Below are 13,519 nucleotides of genomic sequence, written 5' to 3'. Positions count from 1 at the left end.
CTGACAGCATAGCCGAAAAAAGCGTGAGGTCGCTGCGTTCATGCGTTTATGCCACCCACTTCACGGGGGGAGGGTGAATACCTATACTTCAGGGTAATCATTCACAAAGAGGAGGAATCTCATGAAGGAGCTTCGGTGCGCGGGGCCTCGGTTTGCCGCGTCCCTGGTGGCCTTTGCCCTTGCGGCACTCATTGCGGTGTGCTTCGCGCCGGGAAAAGCCTGCGCCGACGAATGGGTTTCTCTCGAGGAGTCCGGGTTCGAGTACAACGTCTTCTACGGCCACGTGGAAATAACGGGACACTCAGGCGAGGGCAGCCTGAACGCACGCATTCCGGCGTCACTAGGAGGCACGTCGGTAACCAGCCTCAACATTGGTTCGTGGAATAATCTTCCGGCCACCTCTTTTGACGTAAGTGCGTGTTATGCACTGGAAAGTTTTTCATGTCTCTTTGCACCCGACGCTTCGGTGGTGGGCCTCCAAGAGTGCACGTCATTGAGAGCTATCAAACTGGGGCAAGGCATGTCGGTGCTCCCCGACCCCGAACGCATTGATTTCTCGAACTTATCATGGCTCGAAGATCTCTCCATCGGTGAGTGCGGCGTGAAGCGCGTTGATCTCACGGGATGCGCCAGCTTGCGCCGCCTCTTCTTGGCGGGCAACTGCCTTACGGCGTTGGACGTAACGAATCTCGGCCGCCTGCAGTTTCTCAACGTGAAGAACAACTTCTTGGCCGAGACGAGCGGCCTGGTGGATCTGTTCGGCGCTGGTAACGTGCTGCCGCAGAAGACTTACACCGCTAAATCGCAGTTCAGCGACGTGAGTGCAGACGATTGGTACATGCAGGCGTGTGTCGTGCCCTACGTGGTGGAACACGACCTCATGGGCGGTTACGGTGACGGACGCTTTGGCCCCTACGATACCGTGACGCGCGGGCAGGTAGCAACGGTGCTCTGGCGCCTGGCGGGAGAGCCGTACAGCAAAGCGACACCGTTCTACGACGTGGACTACACGCAGTACTACGGACCTGCTATCAACTGGGCGCGCTCAACGGGTGTGATCAGCGGCTATCAGGATGAGCCGGGCGTCTATCGGCGCTTTGGGCCCGATGACCTGGTCACGCGTGAGCAGTTGGCCGCCATGATGGCCAACTACGCAACGCGCATAGCGGGAGCTGACATAGACAGCGACGGCGTGCGACTGGCTGCCATGCCCGATGCCGATTTCGTGTCGAGCTGGGCGCGTCCTACCCTTGCGTGGGCGATGGACGCAGGGCTTATATCGGGAGAAGTGACGTACCCCGGCGTGTCCTACTTGAACCCTGCGGGCACTGCACAGCGCTGTGCCTTGGCGAAGATGGTGTCGGCGTTGGACAGCAGGGTGATCTAACCCGCACCCCGCAGTTCACGGTAATCAGTCGAAGATAAGCACAAGCGGCGCGGCGAGGGTTGTTCCCACCGCGCCGCTCGCGTATACTGACGCCTGTTCGAGATGACCCGAATTGCGGCTGCGTTGAGCCCTACCAATGGTGGGAAGTTCCGCTCCGCGTTAGTCTGCCGGGACAACCCGGGAAATCCAGCGAGTAATCAGCGGGTGCGCTCAACACGAGTGCACCCGCTTCCAACCGCTTACACCACGCATAACGGAGCAACACTGATGGTAGAACAACAAGGGGAGAAGCACCCGATCAAAAGCACACCCGCCGCGCCTTGCGCTGAAGAGGAAAACATCAAGCGCTACTATGAGAACCGCCCCGCGGTGGATACGGGCGACTTGGAGGTGGCCGTACCGATAGAGCGCACCGACCGCCAGCGCGCGGGGGATGCGAAAATCGACCGCATGGGCACCGCGAGCACGTTTAAGCTGCTGCTGGAGTTTTCCATTCCGGCCGTGTTTGGCGTGCTGGTGCAAACACTCTATAACGTGATTGACGCCGTGTACGTAGGCGCATCGGTGGGGGAATATGGCCTCGCCGCCACCACGGTGGCGAACCCCGCCATGACCTTTATGGTAGCGGTGGCCATGCTGGTGGGTGTGGGCGGCAATGCGCTTGCAGCCATCAAGCTGGGCGAACGCAAGAAGCGCGTGGCTGAACGCGTGTTGGGCAACAGCTTTGTGCTTCTGGTGGGCGCAGGCGTGCTCGCCTGGATTGTGGGCCTTCTGGCGCTTGACCCCATCCTGATTGCCTCCGGCGCTGACGAGGCGGTGCTGCCGCATGCTCGCGCCTTCATGACGGTTATTATCGCAGGCTGCCCCTTGCAGTTCATCGCCTTCGGCATGAACAACTTCATCCGTACGGCAGGGCATCCCAACCGTGCACTGGGCTCTATGCTGGTGGGCACCGGTGCCAACATTGTGCTTGGCTACCTGTTCATTATTGTGCTCGACGGCGGCATGATGGGCGCGGGGTTGGCCACCGTGTGCTCGTGGGCGCTCTCCGCCGCCTTCGTCATGCAGTTCTTCCTGACGAAGAAGTCACCCATGCCGCTGCGGCGCGCGTCGCTGGGCATCAAGCCGAAAGTGGCACTGCGCATCTGCGCGCTTGGCGTGGCACCGTCGGTCATGGAACTGGGCTTCGCCGTGTCGAACATGATTATGAACAACCTACTTTTGACCTACGGCGCGTCTGACCCGTTGGGCGCGGATGGGGCGCTTGCCGTCATGCGCGTGCTGTCGGCCGTGGGTATGTTCACCATTATGCCGTCGATGGGTATTGCCATGGGTGCGCAGCCCATCATTGGGTACAACTACGGCGCGCGGAAGTTCGGTCGCATGAAACGCACGCTGGGGCAGGGCATTTTGCTGGGCATCGTCATCACCACACCGCTCTGGTTCACGGTGCTGTTCATGCCCGATATGTATGCGCACCTGTTCAGTCTGCCCGAGGCGTATCTGCCGGCCACGGCATGGGCGCTCATTGCGTATCTGGTGTTCATTCCCATTCTGCCCGTGGCACTCATCGGGTCGAACTACTTTGACGCGACAGGCCAGGCGCTCAAGGCAACGCTGCTCACGCTGACGCGGCAAATTTTGTTCTTCATCCCGCTTTTGTTGGCAAGCCCTCATGTACTGCCGGCGATCTTGCCCATGACGCCGCTGCAAAGTTTATTCTTCGCCCCGTCGATCTCGGATATCACCTCCACGCTTTTGGTGGTGTCGTTTCTTATAGTAGAGTGGCGTCGCTTGAAGAAACTGGAGGCGCGCGAGCGCACCAAGGCTGAACTTCCCGAAGGAGTGCAACCGGCCTAGCGCCTCCTTCTCTTTGTGCAGCCGCACAATTTTGAACCGGCAGGTCGGTTTTGCAAAACACCGCCTGCCGGTCATTTAGCGCCGTTACCGGCGGCAATGCAGTTCGCCTAAGCCCTTTTACCGAACAATCCCTCCCGGTACGCCCCCGTTGACAGCCCGTTCCCTTTTCTTTGATAAAGTGCGTGAAGAGGCGACGTGGGTTTGTCGCTTTTTACTTATCGCGGGTAAATCGCACACATTCGACAAAGGTAAAGGGGGAGGCTACGTGGCTATGCTCGGGTTCTTAATCCTGTTCCCGTTGGTTGTTGCTGCCGTACTTCTGGTCGTGCGCAACAATGCAGCGAGAAACGCGATTGTCAGCGTCTCGGCGCTCGTCATCGGCTTGGCATCCATCTGGCTGGTGGCAACTTATCTGGGTTCACCCTGGGTATCATTCGAGTTTGAATCGCCCGTCGTGGATTACGTCTGTAGCGGTGTAGGCGTGCTGGTGGCAGTAGCCATCCTGTACTACGGCATCCGCTACAAAAACGTGTGGGCCTGCGTGCTTGCAGTCATTCAAGTGGTGGGCGCGCTCATCTTCGAGTTCGGTTTCGCACACGATATCGCGGTAACCGAAGGGCTCTACCTCGACTCCCTCTCCCTGCTGATGGCCTTCATCATTGGTGTTATTGGCTCGGGCATCTGCGTGTATGCCCTGGGCTACATGAAGGACTTCCAGGCGCACGAGCCCGAAGGGGCGAAGGATCGCCGCCCGGTGTTCTTTGCGCTCATGTTTGTGTTTCTGTCGGCGATGTTCCTCATCGTGTTCTCGAACAACATGGTGTGGCTGTTCACGGGCTGGGAAGTGACGACGGTCTGCTCGTTCCTTCTCATTGCCTACACGCGCACCGAAGAGGCTATCAAGAATGCCTTCCGCCAGATCATCATGAACCTGTTGGGCGGGCTGGGCTTTCTGTTGGCGCTGTACGTGAGCGCCATTCAGCTGAACACGCTCTCGCTGCTTGAGTTCTTGCAGATTGGCGTGCAGAACCCGGCGCTTGTGGTGCTTCCGGCCACCGCCCTTGCGTTCGCGGGCCTCACGAAGGCGGCGCAGATGCCGTTCCACACGTGGCTCTTGGGTGCCATGGTGGCTCCCACGCCCACCAGTGCCTTGCTCCACTCTTCAACGATGGTGAAAGCCGGCGTGTTTCTGCTGGTGAAGCTTGCGCCTATCTTCCTCGTGAGTCCCGTACCGTCGGTCATGGTAATCCTCGTGGGTGGCATCACGTTTGCCCTCTGCTCGTTCATGGCTATTTCGCAGACGAACGCCAAGCGCGTGCTGGCGTACTCCACCATCGCGAACCTGGGCCTGATCACGGCCTGCGCCGGTGTGGGCACGCCTGAGGCGGTTTGGGCTGCGGCGTTCCTCATCCTGTTCCACGCTATCGCGAAGTCGCTGTTGTTCCTGTGCGTCGGCACGGCTGAACATCACATCGGCAGCCGCGACATCGAGGATATGGATCTTCTGTTCGAGCGCATGCCGCGTCTGGCGCGCTTCATGATGCTGGGTATTATGTGCATGTTTATTGCACCGTTCGGCATGCTGGTGGCGAAGTGGGCGACGCTCGTGTCGTTTGTGGATACGGGCCAAGTGGCACTCATTTTGCTCCTGGCGTTCGGTTCGGCGGCCACGTTCATGTTCTGGGCCAAGTGGCTCGGCAAGCTTTCGGGCATTGCCGGCGAGCCGGAGAACGTGGAAGTGACCGTGCATCGCAGCGAGTGGATTTCCATCATGCTCATGGCGGTGCTGGTCATCGTGGGTTGCGTGTGCTTGCCTATCATCTCCTGGATTCTCGTGGAACCCTACGTCTACAGCGTGTTTGGCACGGTGGGCCAGGATATCTCTACGGCGAACCTCTGGATTGCCTCCATTGCCGCCGCGCTTATCGCCATCGTGCTGTTCGCTGGCCTCGGCCGCAACAAGGCCAAGAAGGTGGACATCTATCTGGCAGGTGTCAGCGCCAACAACGAGGCGCGTGTGTACAAAAACTCACTTTCGGGTGAGTCGACCGCAACCGCGCGCAACTGGTACCTCGAGGGCATCTTCGGCGAGAAGCGGATCGCGCCCGTGGGTACGGTGGCCTGTTCGCTCGTGATTATTGTTGCGTTTGCCGTGTCCGCCGTTGCGCTTCCGGGCCTGTTCTAGGAAAGGGTGTGATCTGATATGTCTTTGCTCGCTGTTCTCATTGGCACCCTGGCCTTCGCTGTGCTGGCCCCCATCATCGGCTGCTTCTTGGCTGGCCTCGACCGTAAAATCTCGGCGCGCATGCAGGGTCGCGTAGGGCCGCCGCTGTTGCAGCCCTACTACGACGTGCGCAAGCTCATCGAAAAGGACAACGTGTCGGTTAACTCCACCGAGGGCACGTATATCACCTGCGCGCTCGTATTCACGCTGTTGGCGGGTGGCATCTTCTACTCCGGTGGCAACCTGCTTATGAGTGTGTTCGTGATCACGCTCTCGGGGCTGTTCTTCATCGTGGCGGCGTATTCCACGCGCTCGCCGTACTCCGAGATTGGCGCGAACCGCGAAACGCTGCAGGTCATGGCGTACGAGCCCATGGTGCTGTTCATGGCTGTGGCCTTCTACATGGCCGCGGGCACGTTCAATGCCGCGGGTGTGTTCTCACTTGATGCGCCGGTGATTACCAACATTTGGCTCGTGTTCTTGGGCTTTTTGTTCGTGCTTACCATCAAACTGCGCAAGTCGCCGTTTGACCTGTCGTATTCCCACCATGCCCATCAGGAAATCGTGAAGGGCATCACCACCGAAATGAGTGGCAAGACGCTCGCCAAAGTGGAGATCATGCACTGGTGCGAGAACGTGCTGTTCCTCGGCTGGGTGGGCCTGTTCTTCGTGTGGGGCAACCTGCTGTCGCTCATTCTGGCGGTGGTCGTGGTGTTGCTCGTGTACTTCCTGGAAATCTGGATCGACAACAACTTCGCCCGCGTGAAGTGGCAGGCGCTGCTGAAGTCCGCGTGGGTTGTGGCGTTTGTCGCCGGTTTCGTCAACATCGCCGTCCTGGCGTATCTGTAAAGGAGGCGGACAGTTTATGACGTATGCAACCAAATCGCCGTGGGTCATCCACTACGATGGCTCAAGCTGCAACGGCTGTGACATTGAGGTGCTGGCGGCGCTCTGCCCCGGCTTTGACGTGGAGCGTTTCGGCATCATCAACACCGGTAACCCCAAACACGCCGATATCTTTTTGGTTACGGGCTCGGTCAACGAGCGCAATATTGACGTGGTGAAAGAGATTTACAACCAGATGGTGGAGCCCAAGGTGGTTATCGCCTGCGGTATCTGTGCGTGCTCGGCCGGCATCTTCCACGATTGTTACAACGTGATTGGTGGTGTTGACCAGGCCATTCCGGTTGATGTGTACGCGCCTGGCTGCGCGGTGCGCCCCGAGGCCATCATCGACGCTGTCGTGCAGGGTCTTGGCATTCTGGAAGAAAAGTCGAAAGCTCTGCAGGCGCAGAAGAAGGGGGCGTAACATGGCACTGGAAACTACCTTTGTGCCGATTGAGCTGGAGGGCATTCTGCCGCTTTCAGCCGAGAAGAAAGCCCAGGGCTGGCGCTTCGTGCAGATTATGGCCGTGAATACCGAGGCGGGTATCGACCTTATTTACTCCTTCATGAAGGACGGCCTGCTGGAGAATTACGAGGTCAAGGGCTTGCAGAGGGACGCGGTGGTGCCCAGCATCACGGGCGACTTCCTTGAAGCCTTCGTATTCGAAAACGAAACACACGACCTGTTCGGCGTGACCATTGAAGGTATTGCCATCGACTTCGGCGGCTCCTTCTACGCGCTGGCGCAGAAGGAGCCCATGACCGTGATTTCGCCGGCGCAAAAGGCCGCGCGTGACAAGGCCAAGAAGGTGGCCGCTGCGAAGGCTGCGAAAGAGGCAGGCACCGGCGGGGAAGCGGCCGGTGAAAAAGCCGAACTCGATGCCAAGCTGGCGGACATGGACCCGGAGAAGGCCGCCAAGGTGCGCGCCGCCCTTGAGGCCAAGATGAAGAAGGAAGCGGCTGCGAAGCAGGCTGCAACCGATGAAAAGATAGCGAACCTCGACCCCGAAAAGGCGGCGAAGGTGAAAGCAGCCATGGAAGCGAAGGCTGCTCGCGAGAAGGCCAAGGCCGCCGAGGCTGCGGCGCAGAAGGAAGGAGAGTAGCATGGGAAAGGCGACCGTCATCCCGTTCGGCCCCCAGCACCCGGTGCTGCCGGAGCCTCTGCACCTCGACCTCGTGGTGGAGGACGAGAAAGTTATTGAAGCGGTGCCGCAAATCGGCTTCATTCATCGCGGACTTGAGAAGCTGGTTGAAACGCGCGACTACAACCAGTTCATTTACGTGGCAGAGCGCATCTGCGGCATCTGCGCGTTCGGCCACTCCATGGGCTACGCCGAAACGGTGGAGAAGCTCATGGGCGTGGAAATTCCCGAGCGCGCCGAGTATCTGCGTGTGATCTGGCACGAGCTGTCCCGTATTCACTCGCACGTGCTGTGGATGGGCCTTGCGGCCGACGCGTTTGGCTACGAGAGCCTGTTCATGCATTGCTGGCGTCTGCGCGAGCGCGTGCTTGACATCTTTGAGAAGACCACCGGCGGGCGCGTTATCTTTAGTGTCGTGAAGGTGGGTGGCGTGGTGCGCGACATCGACGACGCCATGTTTGCCGAGATCAAGCGCGTACTGGAAGGCATCAAGGACGACTACAAGCAGCTGTGCGGCGCGTTTTTGAACGACAGCTCGGTGAAGAACCGCACCGTGGGCGTGGGCTACATCAGCCCCGAGGACGCGTTCGGCTTAAGCATGGTAGGGCCGTTCGCCCGCGCGTCCAACGTGAACAACGACGTGCGCTGCCTGGGCAACGGCGGCTACGGCAAGCTTTCCGACTTCCAGCCGGTGCTCGATACGCAGGGCGACTGCTACGCCCGCGTGAAGGTGCGTGCTCTTGAGGTGCTGCAATCTATCGACATCATTGAAGAGATGATTGCCAAGATTCCCGCCGGCGACATCGCCGTGGACGTGAAGGGCTCGCCGGCAGCGGGTGCCGAGGCGGCCAACCTGGTGGAACAGCCGCGCGGCGAGTGCTACTACTATGCGCGTGGTAACGGGTCGAAGTACCTGGAGCGCATGCGCATGCGCACACCCACGTCCCAGAACCTGGCCGGCATGGCCACGGCGCTGGCCGGATGCGATCTGGCCGACGTGAACATGATCGTGCTGACCATCGACCCCTGCATCAGCTGCACGGAAAGGTAGGCCGCAATGGGAGCCTTCAAACTGGGAAAGATGACCTTCAAGTCGCTGTTCGGCAAGCCCGAAACGCTGCTGTACCCCGTGCAAACCAAAACGCCGCCGTCGGGTCTTAAGGGCCACGTTACCAACCACGTGACCTCGTGCATCCTGTGCGGCATTTGCGCAAAGCGCTGCCCTTGCGCGGCCATTGAAGTGGACAAACAGACCCGCACCTGGTCCATCAACCGCTTCCGCTGCGTGCAGTGCGGCACGTGCGTGCGCGAGTGTCCCAAGCAGTGCCTCACCATGGAGCCCACCTATACCTCGCCAGCCACCAAGAAGTATCTCGACACCTTTGAGGTGCCGGAGACACCTAAGGCTGCCGCGAACGCGAGCGAGGACGCCAAGGCTTAAAAAACTGCGAAGGATACGTGGGCGCGGCGTGTGTCTGCGTGAAACCTGGTAGAATACCTGAATGATTGAGCACGAAACCGGGCTTCGGCCCGGTTTTTGCGTCGAGCGGCGTATCCGCTTGCCGCATAGGGCCTTCACGTTGGGGCATTTTGGCAGGAGAAGAGGACATGGCGAAACAGGACAGCCACTGCTGTGGCAAGGATGAAGTGAGCAACCGTATCTTTACGGTGCCGAACCTCATTTCGTTCATTCGTCTGTGCCTCGTGCCGGTATTCCTCGTGCTGCTGTTCAACGGCTATGACCTCATGGCTACGTTTCTGTTTGCGCTGGCGGCAGGCACGGACTGGGTGGACGGGCAGATTGCCCGCCGCACGAATACCGTGTCGAAGTTGGGACAGCTGCTGGACCCGGCGGTTGATCGCATACTGATGATTGCGGGCGTGGCGGGGCTGTTTTTGGTGGGGCGACTTCCCTTGTGGATTATTGCGCTCGTGCTGGTACGCGACCTGTTGCTGCTGGTAGGGGGCGCGATTCTCCTGAAGCGCTACCAGGTGCGCGTGGCCGTAATATACGCGGGTAAGGTGGCCACCACGCTTCTTTTTGTGGGCTTTGCGGGGCTGCTTTTGAACTGGCCACTGCTGAATGGCCTGGGGGTTATTGATGCCGTCTGGCTGCCGGGCTTCTCGAGCGAGCTGTACTCTTGGGGCATCTGGTTTGTGTATGCGGGTCTGGTGCTGGCGCTTATAACCACCGCCTACTATATAGTTGTAGCACTTGCGAAGGTGCGTGCAGTGACGCGCACCCAGGCGGGTGCGCACGCCGAGCGGCGGTAACTCATGGCTGGAAGGACGCGCTCAGACGGCGGTTCCCAAAAGCCACGGACCTCTGCGCGTTCTCGTTCGGAATATACTCCACAGTCAACGGCTGGGCGCGGCGCGCGACGGGCGAGCACGCAGAGCAGCGCTACTTCGCGAACAACACGGGCCTCTTCCAGTACGAGTAGGGCAGGCGGGGAGCGCACGCGTTCAGCGAGTTCTTCGCACGGCGTGCAGAGGGATACTTCTTCCGCGCGTGGGACGCGCACCTCTTCTTACAACGAACCGGCGCTTTGGACAAAGAAGGATCGGAGCGCGTCTGACCAGGGCGGAATCGTTCGGCGTGTCTTTTCAGCGATAGGGCATGCACTGCTGGGGGTCGCTCGCCTGATCGGGCGCGGTATCGCTTGGGTGTTGCACGAGCTATTCTCGCTTGTTTCACGCAGTCGGGTTGCGCTTGCTGTGTGCTCGCTTGTGGTGGTGCTTTTGGTGGGCGGACTGGTTGACCTCGGCATGAACTGGGGCCGCGCGTACGCGGGCGTGCGCATTGGCGAGGTGGATGTGGCGGGCAAGACCGCCGATGAGATGACCGCACTCGTACAGAATGTGTATACCACGCGCCTTCAAGAGGGCCGCGTCACCGTGTTTGCGAGTGATGAGGCAGCCGTAGCCGCACCGGATGCTGCCGCACAAGCCCAGGATGAAGCCCTCGCCGAGCAGCGTACCGCCGATGAGGAACGCGCAAACCGCACGCAGTGGACAGCCGATGCCTCCTTGCTTGCGGCGACACTACCGGTTGAGGACCTAGTATCCGAAGCGCTGGCAATCGGCCGCGAAAACGGCGGCTTGCCCGCCCGCGCGGGCGCCCTGTTTGGCGGACATGTCATCGCGCCGCGCGCCTCCTATGATGCTGATAAGCTGGAAACACTCGCAGCAGAGATAGATGCCGCCATTGGCGACCCACGCGTGGACTTCGACCTCGCCATCGAAGAAGGCGTGGCGCAGGTGACTGAGGGTCACGATGGCTATATGGTGGACCGCACCACATTCGCCCGCGAACTTGACCGGGCATTTCTTGAAAGCGAAAACGGCACCGGGTCGTTTGTGGCGCGGGCGGAGTACGCGCCTTTGCGCATCGACCGCGAAACTGCCACCGCTACCTGCACGCTGGTGAACGAGGCTCTTGCGCCGGGCGCACGGTTTGCCTATGAGGGCGCCTCGTGGGAGGCTACAGCCGCTGACCTCGGCGAATGGGTGGTCACGCGCCCCGAGGAACACAACGGCACCTGGACACTCGCCGCCTACGTGGACGAAGCCCGCGCGAAACCTTCCATCTTGGAGCACGTTGAACGCACCCGTACCGGCTCCCCAACGAAGGTTTCTTTCAAGCGCGAAGGAAATGACGTACAGGTGCTCACTGACGGCACGGGAACGGTGCCGCGCGCCGCCGAAACGGCACGCGTGTTGGGAGCAACCCTTTTCGGTGGGGATACCGGCGTGGGCGCGCAGGATACCAGTGGTGCAGCAAGCGCCTGGCGGCCGAGCCCCGGCGAGCCGGTGGAGGTGTCGGTAGGTAGCGGCCCTGCACCGTCCACCTCAACCTTCGACGAAGCGCTCGACCTTGGCCTCATCGGCGAGATATCGTCCTACACCACCGAATACACCACGGGCACCGGCACGGAAAATCGCAACCACAACATTCACTTGGTGGCCGACCTGCTGAACCGCTCCATCGCCCCGGCGGGCGGCACCTGGTCTTTCAACGGCACGGCGGGCGAGTGCAACGCCGAACGCGGTTTCTTGGGTGCGGGCGCCATCATCGACGGCGAATACGACGACGCAGTGGGCGGCGGCATCTGCCAGGTGGCAACCACCGTATTCAACGCGGTGTACGAGGCGGGCTTTCCCGTGCCCACGCGCCACAACCATTCGCTCTACATTGGGAGTTACCCCGCCGGACGCGACGCGGCGGTCAGTTGGCCCGACCTCGACCTTGTGTGGAAGAACGACGCCGCTTCCGATGTTTTGATGGGTGCGACCTACACCGAGGGCTCGGTAACCGTTACACTGTACGGTGTGGACCCCGGGTATCGCGTGAGTACCAACGTGGGAGAATGGACTGAGGGAGAGAAGCACAAGATCAAGACCGAACGCGACGAGTCGATGGCACCCGGTACCAGCTACGTGAAAACGGCTGGCACCGACGGGAAGAACATCACCGTGATACGTACCGTCACGTCACGCACGGGCGAGATCCTTCATGAGGACCCCTTCTACTCGACGTACGACCCAATAACCGAGGTGGTGGTGGCAGGCCCCGAGCCGGAGGCAAAGGCCCCGAGCGAGGACACTTCCAAGGAGCCGAAGGATGCGAACGCAGAGGGCACAGCCCCCGGGGATAGCAACACCAGCGATGCTTCACACGAGACGAACGAGACGGAAGAAAGGTGATCGATCCGTGTACTACCAGCCAGATATCGAAACCATGCCGCGCGAACAGCTGCGCGCGTTGCAGCTTGAACACATGCAAAAGTCGGTTCAGCACGCCTACGACAACGTGGCGTTCTACCGCGCGTCGTTCCAAGAGGCCGGCGTTGAGCCGGGCGACCTCACCAGCTTGGAAGATCTGGCGAAGTTCCCGTTCGTGGTGAAGCAGGACATGCGCGACGCGTATCCGTTTGGGCTGTTCGCGGTGCCGAAGAAGGATGTCGCGCGCATCCACGCGTCCTCGGGTACCACGGGCCAGGCCACGGTAGTAGGCCACACGGCTTCCGACCTGAAGAACTGGGGCGATTGCTTCGCCCGCGGCATTGCCATGGTGGGTGGCGACGAGAACTCCACCATCCAGGTGTCCTACGGCTACGGCCTGTTTACGGGCGGTTTGGGCGCGCACGCCGGCGGCGAGGCCATGGGCTGCTCGGTCATTCCTACGTCTTCGGGTAACACGAAGCGCCAGGTGCAGATGATGAAGGACTGCGGCACGGACATCCTGGCCTGCACGCCGTCCTACGCACTGCTCATTGCCGACACGGCCATCGAGATGGGCTACGACCCCGCCACCGAGTTCAAGATTTCCGGCGGCATCTTCGGCGCTGAGCCGGCCTCCGATAACATGCGTGAGGAAATTGCCTCCAAGCTGGGCATTCAGTACTGCGACGTGTACGGTCTTTCCGAAATCATGGGCCCGGGCGTGGCCATGGAGTGCGCCGAGCGCGCCGGCCTGCACGTGGCCGAGGATCACTTCTACTGCGAGATTTTGAACCCCGAGACGCTGCAGCCCGTGCCGGACGGCGAGTGGGGCGAGCTCGTTATTACCACGCTTACCCGCGAGTGCTGCCCGCTCGTGCGCTATCGCACGCGCGACGTCACGCGCATCATCTCCGAGCCGTGCGCCTGCGGACGCACGCACCGCAAGATCGACCAGCTGCGCGGCCGCACCGACGACATGCTTATCATCCGCGGCGTGAACGTGTTCCCCTCGCAGATTGAGCAGGTCATCACTGGCTTCCCAGAGATTGCCACGCACTACCAGATCATCCTCACCACGCGCGGCCCGCTCGACCACGTGGAGTTGCAGGTGGAAACGGAGCCCGACTTCCCGATTGACGAGATTCGTCGCATTGAGGACCTGAAGCGCCGCCTGGGCGTGGAGCTGAAGAGCAACCTGCAGGTGTCGGTGGAGGTCAAGATCGTGGAGCCGAAGACCATCGCCCGCAGCGAGGGCAAAGCGAAGCGCGTCATCGACCTGAGAGAAGGGAAGTAAGC

General features: G+C 60.6%; 11 protein-coding genes. All 11 read left to right on the top strand.

What is annotated here, in order from left to right:
* The first annotated feature begins 121 nt into the window (after positions 1 to 121).
* The 11 genes from QNJ86_RS00990 (at position 122) to QNJ86_RS00940 (ending at position 13,517) form a co-directional block, all read left to right on the top strand.
* Positions 122 to 1,387 carry an S-layer homology domain-containing protein gene (locus tag QNJ86_RS00990; RefSeq protein ID WP_283830697.1) on the top strand — a complete coding sequence of 422 codons (1,266 nt, stop codon included), beginning with the start codon at positions 122 to 124 and terminating at the stop codon, positions 1,385 to 1,387.
* Between the two features lie 267 nt (positions 1,388 to 1,654).
* On the top strand, positions 1,655 to 3,247 hold the full coding sequence (locus tag QNJ86_RS00985; RefSeq protein ID WP_283830696.1) for an MATE family efflux transporter: 1,593 nt from the start codon (positions 1,655 to 1,657) through the stop codon (positions 3,245 to 3,247).
* Positions 3,248 to 3,518: 271 nt separating this feature from the next.
* Positions 3,519 to 5,432, top strand: a complete 1,914-nt coding sequence (locus QNJ86_RS00980; protein WP_283830903.1) for an NADH-quinone oxidoreductase subunit 5 family protein — start codon at positions 3,519 to 3,521, stop codon at positions 5,430 to 5,432.
* Positions 5,433 to 5,450: 18 nt separating this feature from the next.
* The gene (locus tag QNJ86_RS00975; protein WP_283830695.1) at positions 5,451 to 6,320 is read left to right on the top strand and encodes an NADH-quinone oxidoreductase subunit H; all 870 of its coding nucleotides are present in this window, start codon (positions 5,451 to 5,453) and stop codon (positions 6,318 to 6,320) included.
* A 16-nt stretch (positions 6,321 to 6,336) separates the two neighbouring features.
* On the top strand, positions 6,337 to 6,780 hold the full coding sequence (locus tag QNJ86_RS00970; RefSeq protein ID WP_283830694.1) for an NADH-quinone oxidoreductase subunit B family protein: 444 nt from the start codon (positions 6,337 to 6,339) through the stop codon (positions 6,778 to 6,780).
* Between the two features lies 1 nt (position 6,781).
* The gene (locus QNJ86_RS00965) at positions 6,782 to 7,459 is read left to right on the top strand and encodes an NADH-quinone oxidoreductase subunit C (protein WP_283830693.1); all 678 of its coding nucleotides are present in this window, start codon (positions 6,782 to 6,784) and stop codon (positions 7,457 to 7,459) included.
* A 1-nt stretch (position 7,460) separates the two neighbouring features.
* Complete coding sequence (locus QNJ86_RS00960) at positions 7,461 to 8,549, top strand: hydrogenase large subunit (RefSeq protein WP_283830692.1); 1,089 nt, start codon at positions 7,461 to 7,463, stop codon at positions 8,547 to 8,549.
* 6 nt (positions 8,550 to 8,555) lie between these two features.
* Positions 8,556 to 8,939 carry a 4Fe-4S dicluster domain-containing protein gene (locus QNJ86_RS00955; RefSeq protein ID WP_283830691.1) on the top strand — a complete coding sequence of 128 codons (384 nt, stop codon included), beginning with the start codon at positions 8,556 to 8,558 and terminating at the stop codon, positions 8,937 to 8,939.
* Positions 8,940 to 9,106: 167 nt separating this feature from the next.
* On the top strand, positions 9,107 to 9,772 hold the full coding sequence (locus QNJ86_RS00950) for a CDP-alcohol phosphatidyltransferase family protein (protein ID WP_283830690.1): 666 nt from the start codon (positions 9,107 to 9,109) through the stop codon (positions 9,770 to 9,772).
* Positions 9,773 to 10,165: 393 nt separating this feature from the next.
* Positions 10,166 to 12,205, top strand: a complete 2,040-nt coding sequence (locus tag QNJ86_RS00945) for a VanW family protein (RefSeq protein ID WP_283830689.1) — start codon at positions 10,166 to 10,168, stop codon at positions 12,203 to 12,205.
* A gap of 7 nt (positions 12,206 to 12,212) precedes the next feature.
* A complete protein-coding gene (locus QNJ86_RS00940; RefSeq protein ID WP_283830688.1) occupies positions 12,213 to 13,517 on the top strand; it encodes a phenylacetate--CoA ligase family protein in 1,305 nt (434 codons plus the stop codon).
* Positions 13,518 to 13,519: the final 2 nt, after the last annotated feature.

Source organism: Gordonibacter faecis (assembly GCF_030077735.1).
Lineage (GTDB): Bacteria > Actinomycetota > Coriobacteriia > Coriobacteriales > Eggerthellaceae > Gordonibacter > Gordonibacter faecis.
This window is presented reverse-complemented; position numbering and strand designations above follow the sequence as displayed.

Bases quoted from the DNA above. Each gene is read 5' to 3' on its own strand.
- QNJ86_RS00960 (WP_283830692.1), top strand. From the start codon at position 7,461: ATGGGAAAGGCGACCGTCATCCCGTTCGGCCCCCAGCACCCGGTGCTG.
- QNJ86_RS00955 (WP_283830691.1), top strand. From the start codon at position 8,556: ATGGGAGCCTTCAAACTGGGAAAGATGACCTTCAAGTCGCTGTTCGGC.
- QNJ86_RS00980 (WP_283830903.1), top strand. From the start codon at position 3,519: ATGCTCGGGTTCTTAATCCTGTTCCCGTTGGTTGTTGCTGCCGTACTT.
- QNJ86_RS00970 (WP_283830694.1), top strand. From the start codon at position 6,337: ATGACGTATGCAACCAAATCGCCGTGGGTCATCCACTACGATGGCTCA.
- QNJ86_RS00990 (WP_283830697.1), top strand. From the start codon at position 122: ATGAAGGAGCTTCGGTGCGCGGGGCCTCGGTTTGCCGCGTCCCTGGTG.
- QNJ86_RS00965 (WP_283830693.1), top strand. From the start codon at position 6,782: ATGGCACTGGAAACTACCTTTGTGCCGATTGAGCTGGAGGGCATTCTG.
- QNJ86_RS00975 (WP_283830695.1), top strand. From the start codon at position 5,451: ATGTCTTTGCTCGCTGTTCTCATTGGCACCCTGGCCTTCGCTGTGCTG.
- QNJ86_RS00985 (WP_283830696.1), top strand. From the start codon at position 1,655: ATGGTAGAACAACAAGGGGAGAAGCACCCGATCAAAAGCACACCCGCC.
- QNJ86_RS00950 (WP_283830690.1), top strand. From the start codon at position 9,107: ATGGCGAAACAGGACAGCCACTGCTGTGGCAAGGATGAAGTGAGCAAC.